Genomic DNA, 20,526 nt, shown 5'->3' on the forward strand with positions numbered 1-20,526 from the left:
CGTTGCTAACTTAAATATATATTAGACGATGAAGCATAAGAAGTGGTTGACTGTCTTATTTATACACGGTAACAGGAGAAGATATCAGGTAAGTATATGGGCGGAAGGAAATGGCTGGGTGATAGAAAAAGGTGCGGATTAAAGAAAGAAACAGCCGGAACTGTAGGGTACCGACAAAGGTGATTTTCATCTGCTTAGGCGGTTATTTAAAATAATCCTGTATATTTGTGATAATAAATCGAAAGACTATGATACGACGTAGGCTTTGCCTCTTATTCCTACTGACTGGAATGACTCTGTTTGCTTATTCGCAAGGATTGTTGTTTCAGGCTAATGATAAAGAAATTAAAGAAAGGACTTCTCTTCAGATATTTCAGGAAGGGGAGATACCTTGTTTTACGAAAAACTTTCAGTTGAGCTTTGAACTTTCTATTCGCGATTTTGATACTTTTGGATATGTTTTTCTGCTGAAGGAAGATCAGGGAAAGACCAAATATAGCTTTACGTATACTTATCTGGATGGTGAGAACAGTACATTCAAGTTTAATACCGACGGAAAAGAGAATCATTATTCTTTAAATCTGCGCAATGATGCACTGGCTTATCAATGGATTCCTGTGTCTTTTGCATTCGATTTGCAACAGGACGTACTTACGATTCGTATCGGAGATAACGAAAAGAAGATTACTTCTTTAGGATTGAAAGATACTTTTTGTCCGCACCTCTTCTTCGGACGTTATGATTATATTTTGGATATGCCCACTTTTGCCATCCGCAATCTGAAGCTGGAAGGTGATAGAAGTCATTCATATACTTTCCCTCTGAATGAAAATGAAGGGGAAGAAGTGCATACTTCTACAGGGAAGGTTTTGGGTACGGTTGTCAATCCGGTGTGGCTCATCAACGGTTCTTATCATTGGGAGAAACTTTTTGAGTATTCTTTTCAGACTCCTTCGGGAATCACTTTTGAGCCGGACAGTCAGCGACTGATTATTTTCAGCCAGGATTCACTTCTTACTTATAATCTGTTGAAACGTCAGCCACAAAAGTATTCTTATAGCAACAAACTACCCGTAAAATTGCAGTTGGCTACTCACTTCATGAATACAACGGATGGTAAACTTTATGTTTATGAATTGAATAACCTGCCGTTGGGGGATGCTACGGTAGCGGCGCTCGATCTGAATAATCAGGAGTGGAAACAGACCGGAGTAGCAGCCTTGCCGGTACAGTTGCACCATCATGACGGCTTTTGGGATGAAACAACCGGGAAGTATCTCGTTTTTGGCGGTTTTGGTAATAAGCGTTTTAATAATACATTCCTCGAATATGATATCGAGGGCGACCGTTGGGATACCCTTTCTTATTCCGGCGACCGGATTATCCCCCGTTATTTCTCGGGTATGGCAGTCAATAAGAACCGGGAGCATATCTATGTCTTTGGCGGGATGGGAAATGAATCGGGTGAGCAGAGTGTAGGCCGAAATTATCTTCACGATCTTTATCTGCTTGACAGAAAGCAGCAGTCTGTGCGACGTTTGTGGCAGAACGCTTCGGATCATCGTTTGGTCGTCGCCCGTGATATGATACTGACCCCTGATGAGAAGTATATCTATGCTCTGTGTTATCCGGAATATCTTTCGGATACCTATCTGCAACTTTATCGCTTGACGGTTGATGATGGAACGATGAAAGCTTTGGGAGATTCCATTCCGATGCGTTCGGAAGAGATTATGACGAATGCTAACCTTTACTATAATTCATTGACGCATGAGTATTACTGTACGACCACGGAATTTGACAAGAAGGGACATACGGTGATTCGGACTTATGTGCTGTCCGCCCCTCCGGTTTCTCTGGATGAAATCCGTTCTTACGGTTCCAGGTCTTCTCTGGAGATTCGTTGGTTATGGATAATGGCAGGAATAGGAGTATTATTGCTTGCCGGAGGTGTGCTGTTTGTCAGGAAAAAGAGGGGAAAACAAAGAAATGCGGTTCTGGAATCATCTTCTGTGCTCATGTCACCACCTGTCGGGAGAGAACCGGATAAAAGTGTACAGGGAAAAGAAACGCTTGCAAAAGAAGATTTTGAGTCATCCCTCGTTCGTCCGAATGCAGTTTATTTATTTGGTCCTTTTACGGTAATTGACCGGAATGGGCGGGATATTACTCATTTGTTCAGTTCCCGTTTACGGCAGGTTTTCATCTATATCTTGCTTCATAGTACTCATAATGGAGTATTATCCGCCTCCTTAAATGAGGTCTTCTGGCCCGATAAACCCGACGACAAGGTGAAAAACCTGAAAGGGGTAACGATCAATCAGATTCGTAAAAATCTGGCTGAACTGGATGGAGTGGAACTTGTACACGACAAGGGATATTTCAGACTGGTGTTTACTGACTGTTATTGTGATTATTTCCGTTTCCGCACCTTGAAGAATGCTGAAGAGGTCGAGAATGAACTCGGCATTTTATTAATGCGTGGCAAATTCCTTGATGGTATGGATGCAGGGATGATGGATCACTTCAAGCAAAAAGTAGAAGAGTTCTTGTCTTCCTTCCTGCCATTGGAAATCGAACGTCTGTATCAGCAGCATAAGTATGATGCCGTCATTCGTTTCTGTAATGTGCTTTTCCGGGTTGATCCGGTTAATGAGCTGGCACTGGCTTATGGTATGCATGCCCTTAACCATACAGGTTCGTCACAAGAAGCGATTCTGCAATATTCCCTGTTTGTGCGTGAGTACAGGCAAATGATGAATGAAGAATATTCTACTTCCTATGCAGAACTGATGAGCAAAAATCCTCCTTTTCATCGATAAAAACATTTCGGTTAATGATATTTATTCGCTTATTAATCCGTTATTAACCCATCACTAATAAGTTGTTTAACCTTGCTACATTATGTTTGCAGCGATGTTATTTACTTATTGTTTTATTTAAAAACCTAATACGTATGAAAACAAGATTCTTTATGAAACTTTGTTTATTCAGTTTGTTGGTTTGGTGTGTCAGCTCGTGCAAGAGCGATAACGGCGATTCAGTGCGGCCTATTGCACTTGAATGCATGTACACGCATCTGACCGACATGACAAACATGCTTGATACCGCAAAGATCGGTACAAGTGACGGTACTTTCCCATTGGCAAATGCCCAGAACCTGCAAAAAGCTGTCGAAGAACTGCAAACAGGTATTTCTAAAGGTATGGCTGGCTACTTTGTTCTACAGTATGAAATAGATAACTACTGTATAGCCGCCGAAAAAGCGATTGCCGAATTTCAGGATTCCTATCAACAGACATTGCAACCGGGTACGCCTGCCGAATTAAAGGTATTCGGCATTGACGGTAAAGGGCGTATTGAATTTGGTTCCGATCCTGCTTATGGTGGCGGTAATACTTTCACCGTAGAAAGTTGGGTGAAGTATGATGCCGGTTTCTTTGAGTCGGGAATTGGCAGTTTCCTCTCTACTTTTGACGGTAAGCAGCCGAATGAGGGATGGATGATCAACTTCTTAGGCTCTAATCTTCGTACAACGATCGGTATGGGACCGCAGGAAGGCCGCGTACTGGAAGAAGGCCGTGCTTATCCTGATAATTTTGGTAAATGGAATCATGTCGTGACGGTGTGGGATAATACTTTGCCTGAAGGACAGCTGAAAATGTATGTCAATGGTGAATTATTCTTCAGTAAGACAAATGATGTGAAGAATGATGCCGGAGTATTACAGAATTATATGCCTAACACCCGTAACCAGAATATGTGGGCATTCCAGGAACCGACTGACAATTCACGCTGTATGACCGGATTTATTAAGAAATTCCGCATGTGGAGTACTGCGAAATCGGCGAATGAGGTAAAAACGCTGATGAACTCGGATGTGACGGGAACAGAAAGCGGACTGGTATGTGCGTGGGACTTCACGACAGTGGTCGAAGACGTTACCAACATTCCGGATAAGACAGGAAAACACGTTGCGAAAATTGTAGGTAACTACAAATGGTTTAAAGTTGAGAACTAACCTTAATAAACAGACGAAGAGTATGAAAAATAATACGATAAAAATAAAGGCTTTCCTCTGCCTGCTGCTTCTGACGTGCGGATGGGTAAGTGTGCAGGCACAGCAGGTGCTTACAGTGAAAGGTGTGGTAGTAGACGCTTTAAAAGAACCGTTGCCCGGAGCCAGCGTTCAGGTGGTAGGAATGTCTACCGGTACGGTGACTGACTTGGATGGTAATTTTAGTCTTCAGGTTCCGAAAGGAAAAACGATTGCTGTTTCTTTTATAGGATACGTGACACAGGAACTGACTGTAAATCAGAATCAGTCGAACCTTACCATTCAGTTGAAAGATGATTCCAAGCAGTTGAATGAAGTAGTCGTTATCGGTTATGGTACGGTAGAAAAGAAAGATTTGACAGGTTCTATCCAATCCGTTACCAGCAAGGAATTAAGTAAACTGGTGACTACCGATGTCACTGAAACACTGAACGGACGTGTCGGTGGTGTACTCGTGAATAAGACTTCCAACCGTCCCGGTTCGGATACGAAAATAGAGATTCGGGGTATCAACTCGTTCAATTTCTCGAATGAACCTTTATACGTGATCGACGGAGTACCTTCTCAAACGGGAATGCGTCATTTGAACTCTGCCGATATTGAATCTATCGACATCTTGAAAGATGCGTCTTCCAGTGCAATCTACGGTTCGCGGGGTGCAAACGGGGTGGTGATTATCACTACCAAAGGAGCTAACAAGCGTCAGGGCTTTAATATCGACTATTCGGGTTACGTTGGTTTCAAGACTCCTACCCGTATTCCTGAAATGATTGGTAACATGGGCAATGGACTGGAATATGTAGACTATCGCACCGCTTTGTGGAAAAAGAAGTATGGTGATGCTTCACTGAGCCGTCCGGACTTTCTGACTGATGACGAGAAACGCCGTATCAAACATGGTGAATACTATGACTGGTTGCGTGAACTGTCGCAGAATGCATTGACTACCAGTCATTCTGTTTCCGCTACCGGAGGTACGGATAAACTATCTTTCTCATTCGGCTTGGGATACTTGAAGGATGACGGTATGGTAGGCGATGAAAGTTTTGAACGTATTACGGCTAATGTGGGGTTGGAATATCGTTTTTCTGATAAATTCAAAACAGGGATTAACAGCTATGTTTCTCTGAATAACACGAATGAAGGAGCCAATGATGCTTTGATTAATGCATACTTCCTGCCGCCTACGGTCAGCCCGTACGATAAGGACGGAAGCTACCTGTTTAATTGTCAGCCGACTTCCAGCAAGATTAATCCATTTGTTCAGATTGAAAATAATAAAAGAGAGAAAGAAGCAAACTATACCAATTTCTCCGGTTATCTGGAATATCAGCCGATTAAAGGACTGAGCTTTAAATCACAGATTGCAGTTCAATATGATTCGGATGTTTACGGAGAATGGGTAGGTACGATGACACAAGCCAAAGGAGGTCTCAATGCACCGGAAGCTTACCGGAAAGAAGGACGGAATATGAACTGGGTATGGGACAATATCATTACTTATGATAAAACCTGGAAGAATATTCATCGTCTGAATGCTATAGGTTTGTATAGTGTACAGAAAGAAACTCATAAGGGTTCGGAAATGCGTGGCGACGGTCTGCCTTACAACTCTGACTGGCATGCGATCGAAACAGCCGAGGAAATTCGTGATGTGAAGAGTTACTATTGGGAGTCATCCATGCTTTCTTTCATGGGACGTGTCAACTATACGTTGATGGATCGGTACTTGTTTACTGTAACAGGGCGATATGACGGAACTTCCCGTCTGGCTACCGGCAATCAGTGGGGATTTATGCCGTCGGCAGCTGTCGGCTGGCAGATGAAGAATGAGAATTTCCTGAAAAACGTAGACTGGCTGAATAGTCTGAAACTCCGCGTCAGCTGGGGTAAATCGGGAAACAACAGTATTGACCATGATATTACCTGGACAAAGCTGGACCTGACTCATTATATCTATGGAGGTAAAGGTGAAAATGCTTTCGGATTAGGCGACCGCAAAGGTAACAAAGATCTTCGTTGGGAGATGACCTCGGAGTGGAACTACGGTATTGATTTCGGCTTCCTGAATAACCGTATCAACGGTACGATTGATGTGTATAACCGTACTACGAAAGATTTGATTTTCGCCCGTTCGGTAGGTAACCTCAACGGTTATGGCTCTATCCTTGAGAATATAGGAACGTCCTCCAATAAAGGGGTGGAAATAGGTTTGAACACGGTGAACATCTCAAAGAAGGACTTCACATGGAAGACAAATCTGACTTTCTCTCTGAACCGTAATAAGATTGTAGACCTCTACGGTGATAAAAAGGATGACTTGGCTAACCGTTGGTTCATCGGTCAGCCGATGAAAGTGATCTATGATTTGGAAAAGGTAGGAATCTGGCAGACGGAAGACAAGGAACTGGCTGCTAAATATGGACAAGTACCGGGACATATCCGTGTAGCTGATCTGGACGAGAACTATGTGATTGATGAACGTGACTATAAAGTACTCGGCTCTCCGTCACCCGACTGGACAGCGGGTATGACCAATACCTTTACTTACAAGAACTGGGATTTGTCTTTCTATATGTATGCACGTATCGGTGGTACCTACAATGATGATTTCACTTATATGTTTACCGCATGGGATAATGAACACTGGAACAAGCTGAATGTGAAGTACTGGACTCCGGAAAACCACAGTAATGAATACCAGCAGATCGGTGCACAATCCTACCATACTCAGGTATTAGGTAAGATTTCCGGTTCGTTCCTGAAAATACAGAATATTACGTTGGGATATACCCTTCCGGAAAACTGGATGAAGAAGATGAAGATGAAAAATGCACGTGCTTACATCAATGTGCAGAATCCGTTTACTTTCACCGACTATCTCGGTCCGGATCCCGAAACGATTGGTGAAGACGTATACAAGTCTTTGTCACTTTATCCGATGACGTTTACTTTTGGAGTGAATTTAACCTTCTAAATACTTGAAACCTTATGAAACGAGTAAAAGAACAAATTAAATATTTGGCACTGTTAGCAATCTGTTTGCTAAGCGGATGCTCCGATTTTCTGGATAGTTATAACCCTTCGGCAGTAACGGACGATTTCTATAATACTAAAGAAGGACAACAGAAATTGTTGACAGATATCAATGCCCGTTACCGCAATGTTTTCAATACAGGCGAATTGCAGTATTACGGAACTGATATCTACATGGCTATCTCCGAAGAACCTGCCGAACGTATGTTCAACGGCTATGACAAGACTTTCAACTCCACTGCTCCGATTGTAGGTGATTATTGGAAAGTACTCTATAAGATTGTGCAGGAAAGTAACATCCTGCTGAATCGCTGCACACCGGATATTGCAGGAAGCGATTATACTTCGCTGACCGCACAAGCCCGCTTTTTCCGGGCAATGGCTTACTATTATCTGGTAGAAACATTCGGCCCCGTACCTTTGCTCACCGAAGAGAATACAAGCGTTATCCAGCAGGCGGAACGTACCGGCGAACAAGCTATTTACACTTTCATCATTACCGAACTGAATGATATAAAGGACAAATTGGAGATGACCACGATTTCAGCCGGAAAGGTAACGAACGCCGCAGTCATTCACTTTTTAGGGAAAATGTATCTGACACGTGCTTACAAATCCTTTGCTGAAGCAGACGACTTCTCCAATGCAGCAACGACATTTGATTTGCTGGTAGAGAATCCGGCCTCCGGTTATGCTTTGCAGGAAAACTATGCTGCTTTGTTCGATGAAAACAATCAGGCTAATTCGGAAGTAATCTGGGCGATTCAATATGGACTGGATAAGAACTATCGGGGTGATGGAAATCCGCAACAGGCACAGTTCGGATTTAACATTGTAGCATTGGAGCCGGATCTGTTCATTAAGAATCAGAATGATTATTCTAGTGTTTCCCGTAAATACTGGGTGAATCCGAAAGCGCACGAGCTTTATACCGACCCGGAAGCGGATACCCGTTATGATGCGACGTTCAAACGTGAATATTACATAAACAATCCGGATAATGCTGATTACGGTAAGCTGGGAATCTATTTCCCCCGTTGGAACGATAAATCGGGTATGAGTAATAATGCGAAAAGATTTTATCCGTTCAAGCAGGACGATGAATATGTATGGTATCCGCAATCTACGGCACTTCCTGTATTGGAAACTGCTTCAGATCGTATGCCGATGGTACGGAAGTTCAGCGATACCAAGATACAATGGGGCGAAGGCGGCTCTCGTGAAGATGTCATTTTCCGCTTGGGGGATACCTACCTGTTGTGTGCTGAGGCTTATCTGGGTGCCGGAAACAAGAAACTGGCATTGGAACGCATCAACAGTATACGTAAGCGTGCCGCTAAAGATGCGACCGCTTATGAAGCAATGAAGTTGACGGATCTGGATATAAATGTTATCATGGATGAACGTGCCCGTGAATTGATGGGAGAGCATGACCGCTGGTTTGACTTGAAACGTACTCAGACACTGCTGACACGTGTACCCGCATACAATCCGTTTGTGGTGAAATATGATAATTTGAACAAGAACCATCTGGTACGACCCATTCCGCAAGATGAACGGAACAAGGTAGATGGATTATCTCAGAATGAAGGTTATTGATTAATGGTTAACTAACAAATGAAAGAAGTAATTATGAAAACGACTATATGTGGCGCTGCACTGTTGCTCAGCCTGACAATGGCTAGTTGTGAAGTGTACGAATCACCGGAAATCAATCAAGGATTGAACGAAGAAAACAACACGTCCCTTTATACAGATGCTTATGACCCGATCAGTAATGTGGGGCAATACTATATGCCGGAAATGAAGGTGAAACCGAAGAAGTACTGGAATTGTGTGGAAGTTGTAACGGTAGGCAGCCGTAATGAGCTGGGACAAACAGAGAAAGTACGCGGATTGCAGTACCACCTGATGTGTCAGTCATTGGCCGGTCTGGCTAATCGTGCCGTAGAACAGGGAACAAGTGAAATAGCTGTTTGGCTGCACGATCACGGTGGCAGTGATTCCTATAAACTGTCTAAGCAGGCACTCGAAGATATGGGTATTCACGAACAGGGGATGCAGAGCGGACTGGAACTGGCACGTAATGATTATGGTCCGTCCGACGGAGTGACTATTCAGTTGAAAGGAATGTTCGACGGATATGTCTTGACGGATATTGAGCATAATCCGGAGAGTGGTGTCGTAGCATCTGTTGCTTCTCATGTTTATAATTCTATTATTGTGGATGTCCGTGACAAGGAATATTATGAAGAAGCAGGATATACCATGAAATATGATGCAAGAAGCAAGACTACTGCGCAGGCATGGGCGGAGTTCAAAGATAAATGCAGCAACAAAGCTTTGGTGATCATGCCTGTACAAACCGGTGAATTGCGTGAGTTTGCCATTAAGAATGAACTTTTCGTATTGAACTTGAATAAGCGTCAGGGAACTTCGATAGCCGGACAAAACACAGCTTTGCTGAAAGAAATCCTTGCCTGGTTGGAACCGAATGCACCTGTCTACGGATGGGAACAGGGAGTAAGTGAAGATGCTTTTGTTGATTTGGTTTCCAAGAGCGGTCATCCGATGATCCCTTGTGACTGGAGTTACAATCACTCCTTGACTTCTTTGCTTTATTCTCAACGTCAGAAATCGACATTGGTCCGCGTGAAGAATCCGCAGTTTCTGGATTATACAAAGAAAAAGAATTTCGTTTCTTTCTTCCTTTCCGATGGTGACAATATCCAGTGGATGATGAATGACTTTAAAGATTTCTATAATGCGGCGGAGTCGGAAGAAGTACGGATGACGTATGGTATTGCTGCTTCAGTGCTTCCGATGATGGCACCGGCACAATTCGATAATCTGTTGAGTCAGCAAAAGCCGAATTGCTCTATTTTGGAAATGCTGGGAGGCGGTTACTATTACGTAGACAATTATAGCGAGAATGGTGACCGGGCGAAGAATCTGCAAGTCGTGGCAGAACGCCTTTCGGCGCATATGCGTCAACATCGTGTGAAACTGTTGGGTGTAATGGCTATGAATGTAAAATCAGAAGCTGCCAAAGAAGCATTTCAGGCTTATGTAGATGCCAATGACCAGTTGGAAGGTATCGTAGCGCTTCAGTATAGCCCTTATGCAGGAGGTGAAGGAGACGTTATTTGGGTAACGAATAAAGCAGGATATGATATCCCGGTCATTACGGTGAAATACTCTTTGTGGAATTTTGGAAACCGGAATGCGGAACGTGAAGGTACCCCTGCCTATATTGCCGGAAGATTGAAACAGGAAGCACAGCAGGAAAGTTTTTCTGTAGTATGTGTGCATGCATGGAGTAATTTCTCCGATCACGGACAGACGGAAGATCCCCTGATTGAGAACCAGTCTGGAGATATTCGTGGAGCCGGAGCGGCAAAGCTTTGTGCAGGACATCTGAACGATAGTTTTGAAGTAGTAAATATGCAGGAACTGGTATGGCGTTTGCGTATGAGCCAGCGTCCGGAACAGACGAAGAAGTATCTGAGTGAGGTATTTTAATTAACTAGAGTTTCACAGGCTCTCTGTATGGCTTTCTCTTTTCAAACGTGGAAGGAGAAAGCCATACAGAAGGCTTGTGAAACTTAAGCAAATAATAATAGATATGGTTGCAAGATTGTTTTTCTTATCAATCTGTCTTCCTTTTCTGCTCACCTCGTGTCAGCAGTCAAAGAAGACAGTAGAGTTTGTAGACTACGTGAATCCTCTGATGGGTACCGAATCTACTTTTGCGTTTTCGCATGGTAATACTTATCCTGCTGTGGCAGTGCCTTGGGGAATGAATTTCTGGAGCCCGCAGACCGGGGAGAATGGCAGTGGATGGATGTATACGTATGCCGATAGTCTGATGCGCGGCTTCCGGCAGACACATCAGCCTAGTCCTTGGATGAATGATTATGGTACCTTTTCCATTATGCCGCTTGCCGGAGAACTGAAAATGAGTCATAAAGAACGTCTGGTTCCTTTCTCACATCAACAGGAGAAAGCGACTCCTTATAATTATAGTGTTACATTCGATAACGGATTGCAGACTTCTCTTTCTGCTACTTCCCGTGGAGCTGTATTCGAAGTCTCTTTCCCTGAAAAAGAAGACCAGTATGTAGTGGTGGATGCATACCATGGAGGAAGTTCAATAACGATTGAACCGGAAAACCGGTTGGTAAAAGGTGCGACACGATATAATAACGGAGGTGTACCGGATAACTTTGCTAATTACTTTATGATGGAATTCAGTCATCCCGTCATAGAATACGGCACTTACAATGGAGATACTCTGCTGCACCATCAAACCGATGTAGCGGCCGATTATACCTGTGCCTATCTGAAATTTGATGTTCCGGCAGGTGAAAAACTGACCATACGTACAGCCTCTTCTTTTATCAGTCCCGAACAGGCTGCCATCAACTTTAATCGTGAAGTAGCCGATGCGGATGTACAATTGATCAGCGGGAAAGCCCGTGAACAGTGGAATAACTATCTCGGACGTGTAGAAGCGGAAGGAGGAACAGACGAACAATTTCGTACCTTCTATTCCTGCCTGTATCGTACGTTACTTTTCCCGCGTGAGTTCTATGAGTTTGATTCACAAGGAAATCCTGTTTATTACAGTCCTTATGACGGTAACGTGCATGATGGTTATATGTATACCGATAATGGTTTCTGGGATACGTTCCGTGCGGTTCATCCGTTGTTCACGTTACTTTATCCGGAGGTTTCGGAACGCGTGACGCAATCTATCCTTAATGCTTATGATGAAAGTGGTTTTATGCCGGAATGGGCGAGCCCCGGTCATCGTGGTTGCATGATTGGCAATAACTCTGTTTCCTTATTGGTCGATGCATGGATGAAGGGGATACAAACGGTAGATGCCGAAAAAGCTTTGGAAGCGATGATTCATCAGACACAGGCCCGCCACGCGGAAATAGCTTCTGTAGGACGTGACGGCTTCGAGTATTATGATAAGCTCGGCTATGTACCTTATCCGGAAGTTCCCGAAGCTACAGCCAAAACACTCGAATATGCTTATGCTGACTGGTGTATCGCCCGCTTTGCGCAATCGCTGGGTAAACAGGATATCGCAGACCAGTATTATCAGAAAGCCCAGAATTACCGCAATCTGTATTATCCGGAACATGGTTTTATGTGGACTAAGGATGCCAAAGGCAATTGGCGTGATCGTTTTGATGCTACGGAATGGGGCGGTCCTTTCACAGAAGGAAGTTCCTGGCACTGGACTTGGAGCGTATTTCACGATCCGGAAGGTTTATCTGAACTGATGGGCGGACATGAACCGATGGTAGCCCGTCTCGACTCTATGTTTGTGGCCCCGAACACTTATAATTATGGAACCTATGGTTTCGTTATCCACGAAATAGCTGAGATGGTTGCCTTAAACATGGGACAATATGCGCATGGCAATCAACCGGTGCAGCATGCCATTTACTTGTATGATTATATCGGTCAGCCTTGGAAAACACAGTACCATCTCCGTAATGTTATGGATAAACTCTACAATTCCGGAAGTAAAGGATACTGTGGCGACGAGGACAACGGGCAGACATCTGCTTGGTATGTATTTTCTGCTATGGGTTTCTATCCGGTTTGTCCGGGAATGCCTGAATATGCGGTAGGTTCTCCGTTATTTAAAAAGGTAACTCTACATCTTCCCGAAGGGAAAAACTTCGTCGTTTCAGCAGCAGATAATGCGGCAGACCGTCCATACATAAGGAAAGCTTTGTTGAATGGACAAGAATTCACACGCAACTATCTGACGCATGATGAACTGAAACAGGGCGGAGAACTGAATCTGTCAATGGACAGCGTACCGAATCAGCAAAGAGGTACCCAACCGGCAGACTTCCCATATTCTTATTCCAAGTAGTTTCAATAGGTTTTAGTATACTTTTCATTGACCGATACGGAGAGAATCTTAATTGATTTGATCTGTATCGGTCATACAATAGGAATTTAAAGTCAGGCTTTGTCTTTGCTGTTTCTTTTGTTACCTTTGTGCATCTAATATGAGGTTTATGATACATTCTCTTCCATCTTCCGAACCCTTGACGGCACAAAAGCTTTTCTCAAAGCTTTATGTTTCCTACTATGCCCGTTTGGTTCGTTTCGCTTCCCTTTATGTAGGAGCTATGGGAGACGCAGAGAATATAGTACAAGATTTTTTCCTCTATTTATGGGAACGTAAAGAGATACTTCCGGAACTGCAACAGCCCGATGCATATCTTTTCTCCGCTGTCAAGCATCGCTGTCTGAACTTCCTTCGTTCACAACTTTCTATAGTAGACCGCAGGCAGCCGCTTTCTGATATTATGGAGCAGGAGTTTAAACTGAAACTTTATAGCCTGCAACTACTTGATGACTCTCAAATGTCGATAGATGAAGTAGAAAAACAGATCTGCCGTGCAATTGATAGCTTACCGGAACGTTGCCGGGAAATATTTGTCATGAGTAAACTGAAGGGTATGAAATATCGTGAAATAGCCGAATCCCTTGGCATTTCGCAGAATACGGTAGAAGGTCAAATGGCTATCGCATTAAAAAAACTTAGGGAAGAGTTGCGTCATTGTCTGCCTTTACTGCTTCTATTGAGCGTATAAGGATAAATCGCCTATGTATTGTCTTTGCTTCAGTCCATTCCATATACTTTAGTCAAGCTGAGTACTAATTTGCAGCTTATAATGAATGAATTTAGTTCCGGTTGCTTATAAATCTATTCGTCTGACAGTTGTTGAACTTTCGTCTGACAATTGTTATCTTTTCGTCTAACAACTGTCAGACGAAAGTTCAACAACTGTCAGACGATTAAATTTAAGTATAATGAATACTAAATCTGTGTACATCAAGAATTAAATCTTAGAGTAAATCCGAACAGATTAGTTCGTTTCAAAACAGTTCTTAGCTTAAACTTATTGGATTTTACTTCCCTTCCTTGATTTTTTTTCATTTTCCTTTGGTGGTAAATGTAAGTTGCTGTGTCTTCTTATTAAAAGCGCGCAATATGATGAATGAGAAATGGAATCAATACTTTTTCGGAGAACCGACCGAAGAGGAAAAACGGGAGCTTTTTCAGGAACTGGAAAAGAACGAAGATATGAAACGGGAATTTGCAGAAATGCAAAATATCGTAGGTCTGTCCGGATTATTACCCAGAGAAGATGATTCTTTGAAAGGCGAACGGAATCTGGAAGCAATGATGAACCGTCAGGAGAAAAAGCTGAGGCGGAAACGGGTGTTGCAAATCGTGCGGTATACTACTTCGGCAGCCGCTATGATTGCTCTGACGTGGATGCTCGCCTGGTATATGTTTGTTGGCTCGGAGACTCCTTCTTATACGGAGATTACAGTTCCGAAAGGGCAACGGGTACATTTAACCCTTCCGGATGGTAGTGAGGCATGGTTGAGTTCGCTTTCTACGTTGAAGTGGCCTTCTGTTTTTTCGTCCGATGCCCGTACGGTAGAACTGGATGGAGAGGGTTTTTTCACTGTGACAAAGGATGCTTCCCGTCCTTTTACAGTGCAGACGCAGAAGTATGATGTAAGAGTGCTTGGTACGGAATTTAATGTGTATGCTTATAGTAACAGTGAGAAGTTTGAGACAGACTTGCTCTCGGGTAAAGTGAGGGTTAGCTCTACCGGATTTCCAGAAGAATCGGTGAATTTATTGCCTGACGAGAAAGTGTCTTTGGTAGATGGAAAACTGGTAAAGTCTTCTTCTCATTTTGGAGGAAAGGAATATCGTGAACAAGGAATTTATGACTTTGAAGAATTACCGTTGGGCGAAGTGCTGGAAAGATTGGAGCAATGGTATGATATTCATTTTACTGTAGATGATCCATCTCTGTTGAGTAAGATTATTTCGGGTAAGTTCCGGCAAAGCGATCAGATTGAAACGATTCTGAAAGCAATTAGCCGTGCGGACTTATTTGAGTACAAAATACTGTCACAGCGAGAGATAACGATATATTAATAATCTGATTAAAATTTAATGCCTATGTAACACAACGGAGTAGAATAAAACGAAAGTAAATAGACATCAAAATGAGGAATAAAAAGGGGGAAAGTGGTGCAACACTCTCCCCAATTCCTCAGCTATTAATACTTTCTCTGTTTCACGTTTTTGTGAACCTAAAATAAAGTACTAACAAAATCACTTAGCAAAGTTATGAAAAAAATCTTTTCACTGCTCGCTTTGGTCCTGTTTATTAACCTTTTTACATACCAGACCCAGGCACAGACAGCAGTTGTGAATATTAATAAAACTTCGGTTTCGCTAAAAGAACTGATTCAAGAAGTCGAAAAACAGGCCGGATATTTGTTTGTCTACGGAAAAGACATCAATATCGAACAGAAAGTAAAAATCAATGCCCGGAATAAACAGGTAAAAGCATTGCTTGAAAATGTATTGCCGCAAATAGGGCTGACGTATGAATACGCCGACAATTACATCTCATTGAAGAAAACGCAGGTAGAGAAAAAATCAATAGGTAAAAAAATAATAGTCAAAGGAACCGTAGTAGACAAAAGTGGCGAGCCTATTATCGGAGCTAACATCATGGAGCAGGGAAGTGCTTCCAATGGTACGATCACGGATATCGATGGTAAATTCACGTTATCTTTGCCTTCCAATTCGGTATTAGCGGTTACGTATGTGGGTTTTTCCACAAAAAATCGGCATAAGACGCAAAGAAAAGCAAAGTTCTACTTGAATAATTGGAGGTCAGTATTTTATATGCAGGGCGGATTGAAACAAGCTTTGGCATAAAACGCTTGAAAATACCCCTTTCGGACAAAGTTCGGCTACTAAGCAGCTACCAGTCCTAAAGAGGATATATGGGATATAACAAGTTCTGTTTCATAACTATGCGTTGTTTTGCATAACTCTTGGTAACAAATAATTAACTACCTTTAGAAACGAAAATTTTAGAGTTATGAAAACAAAGAGAAGTACGTTTGCAACCTCGTTCTACATCAAGAGATCGGCAGTGAGAAACCGGGACGGAAAAGCCCCCATCATGGTGAAGATCTCCATTGATGGGGATGACAAAGTATTGGGAACCAAACTATTCGTTACGCCGGATTTATGGGAGAATGGTAAGGCAAAAGGCAAGTCTGCCGAGGCGACAGAGATAAACGGGCAGCTCAAAGAAGTCAGTGCCCGGCTTACCAACCACTATCACCGCATCCTCCGGGAAGAGGATTTTGTCACCGCCGAAAAGCTGCGTAACGCCTTTCTGGGTATCGGTGTGATGGAAAACTGTATCCTGAAAGATTTCGAGAACATGAACCGGGAATTTGAGGCGATGGTGGAGAAAGGACAGCGTGCCAAATCCACTTACAACAAGTACTTGGCCGTGTACAACCATTTTGCCACCTTCCTTTGGGAGAAGAAGAAACGAACCGATATGGCTTACAAGGAACTGACAAAGGAGATTATCACCGATTTCGACAAGTACCTGCGCGTGGAAAAGGGATTGAGTGACAACACTCTTTGGATATACACCATGCCACTGCTCAGCCTGACAGACAAGGCATGGCGGCGTGGTATCGTCCGTTCCGACCCTTTCGGCGAGTACAGCCTTGAAATGCAGGAGACAGACCGGGGCTACCTCACGGAAGAGGAACTGCGCACCCTGGCTAACGCCGTGTTCGTGAAAAAACAGACCAACCTCGTACGTGACATGTTCCTCTTCGGGTGCTTCACCGGACTTAGCTACATTGATATAAAGACACTCACCCATGACAAGATCCAGCGCATGGACTTCGACGGCGAGGATTGGATCATAACCCGACGCACCAAGACCCGTGTGTCGAGCAACGTTCCCCTTATGGAAATAGCCAAGGAACTGATAGAAAGGTACAAGGGACTTGCCGGAGGCGATTTCGTATTTCCCATGCCCTCTAACGGTACATGCAACAAGCACCTCAAACAGATTGCCAAAGCCTGCGGCATCAGCAAGGAGATCGGATTCCACCTGAGCAGGCACACCTTCGCCACGACCGTCTATCTCTGCAACGGCGGCACGATAGAGGCGCTCTCCAAGATACTCGGTCACAAGCACATCAGCACCACGCAGATCTACGCTGAAGTAACCAACAAGATGGTAAGTTCAGATTTCCGTGCAATCTCCGGCAACCTCGCCGCCATGCAGCGGAGCGTACTGGAGAAAAGGGACAGGAAGCAAGGTAGGAAAAAGGTGCACCGGTCCCTCCGGGAAACGGCTTGACACCTTTCTCCATGCGAAACACGGCAAAGGCAGGAACCCCGATACAGTGCTCCTGCCTTTGCTGCATTTTCCGATGTATATCCCCGTGCGTTTATGTTGGACTTTTCCCCCGTTTGCGCTTTTGTCTCATGTCCACGTAATTTTCTTCCAGCATACGCAGCAGATCCGACTGGCGGTAAAGCGTCTTGCCTGGCAGCGATATGTACGGGATCAACCGTTGTGTGCGGTAGCCCTGCAACGTCCTTGACGTGATATGTAACATTCTGCACACATCCTCACCCGTGAAATAGACCTCGCCGTTCATCGCCGGACGGAAATGCGCCGTCACCGTATCAATATACCTCATGCCCTCTTCCAGAGCCTCGAAGTACGCACGTACCTCTTCCGTGTCTTTTGTTATCACTTCCATGTCACTCGTCCTCCATTATTTCCCGGCTCATGGATTCCACGAATACCTCCACGTCCTCCGTCCGGTAGTAAATCTTATGGTTGATCTGGCTGTACGGCAGCAGTCCCCGGTCACGGTAGGTCTGCAACGTCCGTTTACTGATCCCCAGTTTCTCGCACACGTCCGCCCCGTCCATCCAGTTCATCTTCCCGGGCGGGCGGTAACGGGCGCAAAGTTCCTTCACGTGCCGTGAGAAGCAGCCGAACCGCTCCTTCATCTCCTCAAAGGTCTTCTTTTCAATACTTACTATTTCCATCGTTCTGATACATTTTTCATTATACTTCCCTGCAAATATATGGATTCATATAAAACTATGTATCAAAACCGTATAGCTTGTCACCGTTTTGCTTCACGTTCGTAGCCTTGTCGTACCCCAAACGATGAAAGGCGGGGAAAAGTCCTACATAAACGTACCCAGTTCAAGGGTACGCACGAGAACGGAATCCATAGCACCAATTCCGGATGGTTCAAAGGAAAATGTGTACTACGCACCGACTTCACCCTCATCCAGCCACGATGCAAGTTGATGGGGCACGGGGCAAATTTCGTCACCGGCTTGCCCCTTGTCAAAGCCATCTCTTTCGAAAACGGACTGGAATAGTTATTTTACTTTTGCGGTAATTTCATCTATCAGGTTCGTGATCTTCTCAATGGAATACTTTTCTATCAATCTCCTGTTTGCCGCTTCTGCCTTTAGTCTTTCATTGATTAATTTTAGTTGTGGCAAATCTGATTGACAATATTTGCTCAAGTGTTCTATTTCACTGCCCCAAGAGGTATATTTATAACGGAACTGTAAAAAATGCAGAAAGGTGTTACGTGATTCGTTGGACAATCCCAAAATACTTTTTGAAACCTTATCCGCATCAGCCTCTTGGAATATTGAAGTATCCCTATAAAGACGCTGTTTGACCGGGACTACATCATTCAATGCCGGATTCAGGCGTTCGCAAGTTTCATCCGTCAGATTTTCCAGCATGACAGACACTTTATTAGGGCATTTCTTCAATCTTTGCCCGAATAGTTTTTGAAAATACGCAACCAGTCCATTCAAAATTCGATCTGAACCAATATTAGAATGATTCCTTCTTGTACCCGCATGTACCTTTGAGTTACAATTCAACAAACCCTCCATGTCGCTGATACCTTCCATCAGCCTGTCTATGGAGTGCTTGCCTTGGGCTATGATGTCTTCCTCGGATACGTGAACAAGGTTGTCGCTATATAAAACCGATAGTACAGATATAATGACAAACAATTCTTTTAGATCAACGCTTTCATCCGCAAAGTAATATCGTACCGTTTCCCCGTAGTGTTTCTCGTATTCCCCGTTATCCAGTCTCCAATAGTCGTACAGGTAATCCCAACTGTTCAAACTTGCGTCTTCGGCTGCAAAATATTGTTGCAGGTAGGTCGTGTCAAAATACCCGCTTTCCAGATAGCAGACAATTTCATTAACGATGAATCTATCAAAAATATCCAACTGTTTACCTATCTCTATAAAACGGTATTTGGAGAGGATTTTTTCACGCTCCTCATCTTTCTCTTTATCCGGGAACATGTCATACAGGCTGTTGAATAGGCTTCCGATCCGAGTATTCCCACCCTTATACTCGCAGTAAACGGCGACAAAATTTGCCAACAACGATGTTATGACAAGTTTGTACTTGGGAGATTTATGATAATGCTCCGGCAAAGCCATGGCTATCCTGTGATAATCGTTCAGACATTGCCGCAGGACTCTTAAATTATCGAATTTAGAGGCATGGAATATCTTGATGATAAGCTCTTTGTTCTCAGACAAGAGGTTCCTGTTGTTGGTGGATATCTCGCCAATGAAGAAATCGAGTGTCTCCCCTATATTTAATTTGATCTCAAAAGTACGCCCGATAGTCTTTTCCTTGAAATCCTTGAATTTCAACTTGCACTTATCGTCCTCTTTTTCGGAAATCTTGTTCTCATCGCCAATGATGATGACCTTGCATTTACAATGTTCCGAAAAGTAATTGATGTATCCCAACAAGGTTTCCAGTTTTACATCACATCTTTCAAGGTCGTCAAAAATCAGAATCTTGTTTCCTTTTATTTCGGAATTTTCTTCTTTCAACAACAAAATGGAGTCCAAGTCACAGGTTACACTCCCTTCATCCTTTCCGTCACCGTCGATGTCATATTTCAAAGCGATTTTCGAGGCGGCTTTTAATATATTCTTGGCCAGTTTCATTCCCTTGCTGTACAGCCACGGGGATATTTCCTTGTTGATTTGTTCTGTGATTTGCTGGGTAGTGGTCAAACCATATAAAGACACATATATGGGCCGCCATTTTAACTTGTCTGCATCTTTATCGTTTTTCAGTTGCTTTATCCATTGGCGGATAAAAAACGTTTTGCCGCATCCCCAGGCACCTCGCAGCATGATGGCATATTGCGGATCGGGTATTTCCGCATATTCATTTAAAAAGGTGAGTATGTTTCTATTCATAGCCATGTTCATTAGAGGTTTCAAAATTACGGAAAAGAGTCATAATTCTGATAACTTTTAAGAAATAAGTTATTACGGTCAATTCGTGTTTCCGGATGATTGTCGGAGCGTTCCCCTTCGGGTCGGGCTTTCCCCTGCAATCCCTAACGTGGGTGAAAGGGTTTTCACTGTCTTGCGCTTACACCTTGGCGCACGGGTTGTCCCGTCCCGGCGTCCGCTGCCGACCACTCCGGCAGGCTGCATG

14 protein-coding genes are annotated in these 20,526 nt (G+C 43.6%); 10 read left to right on the plus strand and 4 right to left on the minus strand.

Going from position 1 to position 20,526, the window contains the following annotated elements:
* Positions 1 to 248: 248 nt before the first annotated feature.
* From DW640_RS17080 to DW640_RS17125, 10 genes are all read left to right on the plus strand, one after another.
* Positions 249 to 2,822 (plus strand): hypothetical protein, encoded by a 2,574-nt coding sequence (locus DW640_RS17080; RefSeq protein ID WP_016268642.1) that lies wholly within the window; start codon positions 249 to 251, stop codon positions 2,820 to 2,822.
* 134 nt (positions 2,823 to 2,956) lie between these two features.
* Positions 2,957 to 4,021: a LamG domain-containing protein gene (locus DW640_RS17085; protein WP_172461666.1), complete on the plus strand. Its 1,065-nt coding sequence runs from the start codon at positions 2,957 to 2,959 to the stop codon at positions 4,019 to 4,021.
* Positions 4,022 to 4,043: 22 nt separating this feature from the next.
* A complete protein-coding gene (locus DW640_RS17090) occupies positions 4,044 to 7,034 on the plus strand; it encodes a TonB-dependent receptor (protein ID WP_016268640.1) in 2,991 nt (996 codons plus the stop codon).
* 14 nt (positions 7,035 to 7,048) lie between these two features.
* Complete coding sequence (locus DW640_RS17095; RefSeq protein ID WP_055230109.1) at positions 7,049 to 8,692, plus strand: RagB/SusD family nutrient uptake outer membrane protein; 1,644 nt, start codon at positions 7,049 to 7,051, stop codon at positions 8,690 to 8,692.
* 33 nt (positions 8,693 to 8,725) lie between these two features.
* Entirely contained in the window at positions 8,726 to 10,615 is a 1,890-nt protein-coding gene (locus tag DW640_RS17100; protein ID WP_225665222.1) for a GxGYxYP domain-containing protein, read from the plus strand.
* A 103-nt stretch (positions 10,616 to 10,718) separates the two neighbouring features.
* Positions 10,719 to 12,995, plus strand: coding sequence for a GH92 family glycosyl hydrolase (locus tag DW640_RS17105; RefSeq protein WP_090615555.1), 2,277 nt, complete (start codon positions 10,719 to 10,721; stop codon positions 12,993 to 12,995).
* A 148-nt stretch (positions 12,996 to 13,143) separates the two neighbouring features.
* Positions 13,144 to 13,725 carry an RNA polymerase sigma-70 factor gene (locus DW640_RS17110; RefSeq protein WP_008763979.1) on the plus strand — a complete coding sequence of 194 codons (582 nt, stop codon included), beginning with the start codon at positions 13,144 to 13,146 and terminating at the stop codon, positions 13,723 to 13,725.
* Positions 13,726 to 14,126: 401 nt separating this feature from the next.
* Positions 14,127 to 15,095: a FecR family protein gene (locus DW640_RS17115; protein ID WP_011108163.1), complete on the plus strand. Its 969-nt coding sequence runs from the start codon at positions 14,127 to 14,129 to the stop codon at positions 15,093 to 15,095.
* Positions 15,096 to 15,290: 195 nt separating this feature from the next.
* Positions 15,291 to 15,890 carry a carboxypeptidase-like regulatory domain-containing protein gene (locus DW640_RS17120; protein ID WP_233525451.1) on the plus strand — a complete coding sequence of 200 codons (600 nt, stop codon included), beginning with the start codon at positions 15,291 to 15,293 and terminating at the stop codon, positions 15,888 to 15,890.
* Positions 15,891 to 16,056: 166 nt separating this feature from the next.
* Positions 16,057 to 17,352 carry a site-specific integrase gene (locus tag DW640_RS17125; protein WP_014299601.1) on the plus strand — a complete coding sequence of 432 codons (1,296 nt, stop codon included), beginning with the start codon at positions 16,057 to 16,059 and terminating at the stop codon, positions 17,350 to 17,352.
* Positions 17,353 to 17,443: 91 nt separating this feature from the next.
* On the opposite strand, the gene DW640_RS17130 is transcribed toward DW640_RS17125, so the two are convergent.
* The 4 genes from DW640_RS17130 to DW640_RS17140 form a co-directional block, all read right to left on the minus strand.
* Positions 17,444 to 17,761, minus strand: a complete 318-nt coding sequence (locus DW640_RS17130) for a helix-turn-helix domain-containing protein (protein ID WP_008640967.1) — start codon at positions 17,759 to 17,761, stop codon at positions 17,444 to 17,446.
* Position 17,762: 1 nt separating this feature from the next.
* Positions 17,763 to 18,056: a helix-turn-helix domain-containing protein gene (locus tag DW640_RS17135; protein WP_008640965.1), complete on the minus strand. Its 294-nt coding sequence runs from the start codon at positions 18,054 to 18,056 to the stop codon at positions 17,763 to 17,765.
* Positions 18,057 to 18,136: 80 nt separating this feature from the next.
* Positions 18,137 to 18,376, minus strand: coding sequence for a hypothetical protein (locus tag DW640_RS23465; RefSeq protein ID WP_025813736.1), 240 nt, complete (start codon positions 18,374 to 18,376; stop codon positions 18,137 to 18,139).
* A 25-nt stretch (positions 18,377 to 18,401) separates the two neighbouring features.
* Complete coding sequence (locus DW640_RS17140) at positions 18,402 to 20,282, minus strand: P-loop NTPase fold protein (RefSeq protein ID WP_032535401.1); 1,881 nt, start codon at positions 20,280 to 20,282, stop codon at positions 18,402 to 18,404.
* Between the last annotated feature and the right edge of the window lie 244 nt (positions 20,283 to 20,526).

Origin of the sequence: Bacteroides sp. AM23-12 (genome assembly GCF_003434395.1) — a bacterium.
Classification (GTDB): domain Bacteria; phylum Bacteroidota; class Bacteroidia; order Bacteroidales; family Bacteroidaceae; genus Bacteroides; species Bacteroides thetaiotaomicron.

Bases quoted from the DNA above. Each gene is read 5' to 3' on its own strand.
- DW640_RS17090 (WP_016268640.1), top strand. From the start codon at position 4,044: ATGAAAAATAATACGATAAAAATAAAGGCTTTCCTCTGCCTGCTGCTT.
- DW640_RS17100 (WP_225665222.1), top strand. From the start codon at position 8,726: ATGAAAACGACTATATGTGGCGCTGCACTGTTGCTCAGCCTGACAATG.
- DW640_RS17085 (WP_172461666.1), top strand. From the start codon at position 2,957: ATGAAAACAAGATTCTTTATGAAACTTTGTTTATTCAGTTTGTTGGTT.
- DW640_RS17120 (WP_233525451.1), top strand. From the start codon at position 15,291: ATGAAAAAAATCTTTTCACTGCTCGCTTTGGTCCTGTTTATTAACCTT.
- DW640_RS17125 (WP_014299601.1), top strand. From the start codon at position 16,057: ATGAAAACAAAGAGAAGTACGTTTGCAACCTCGTTCTACATCAAGAGA.
- DW640_RS17140 (WP_032535401.1), bottom strand. From the start codon at position 20,282: ATGAATAGAAACATACTCACCTTTTTAAATGAATATGCGGAAATACCC.
- DW640_RS17135 (WP_008640965.1), bottom strand. From the start codon at position 18,056: ATGGAAATAGTAAGTATTGAAAAGAAGACCTTTGAGGAGATGAAGGAG.
- DW640_RS23465 (WP_025813736.1), bottom strand. From the start codon at position 18,376: ATGGCTTTGACAAGGGGCAAGCCGGTGACGAAATTTGCCCCGTGCCCC.
- DW640_RS17130 (WP_008640967.1), bottom strand. From the start codon at position 17,761: ATGGAAGTGATAACAAAAGACACGGAAGAGGTACGTGCGTACTTCGAG.
- DW640_RS17110 (WP_008763979.1), top strand. From the start codon at position 13,144: ATGATACATTCTCTTCCATCTTCCGAACCCTTGACGGCACAAAAGCTT.
- DW640_RS17080 (WP_016268642.1), top strand. From the start codon at position 249: ATGATACGACGTAGGCTTTGCCTCTTATTCCTACTGACTGGAATGACT.
- DW640_RS17105 (WP_090615555.1), top strand. From the start codon at position 10,719: ATGGTTGCAAGATTGTTTTTCTTATCAATCTGTCTTCCTTTTCTGCTC.
- DW640_RS17115 (WP_011108163.1), top strand. From the start codon at position 14,127: ATGATGAATGAGAAATGGAATCAATACTTTTTCGGAGAACCGACCGAA.
- DW640_RS17095 (WP_055230109.1), top strand. From the start codon at position 7,049: ATGAAACGAGTAAAAGAACAAATTAAATATTTGGCACTGTTAGCAATC.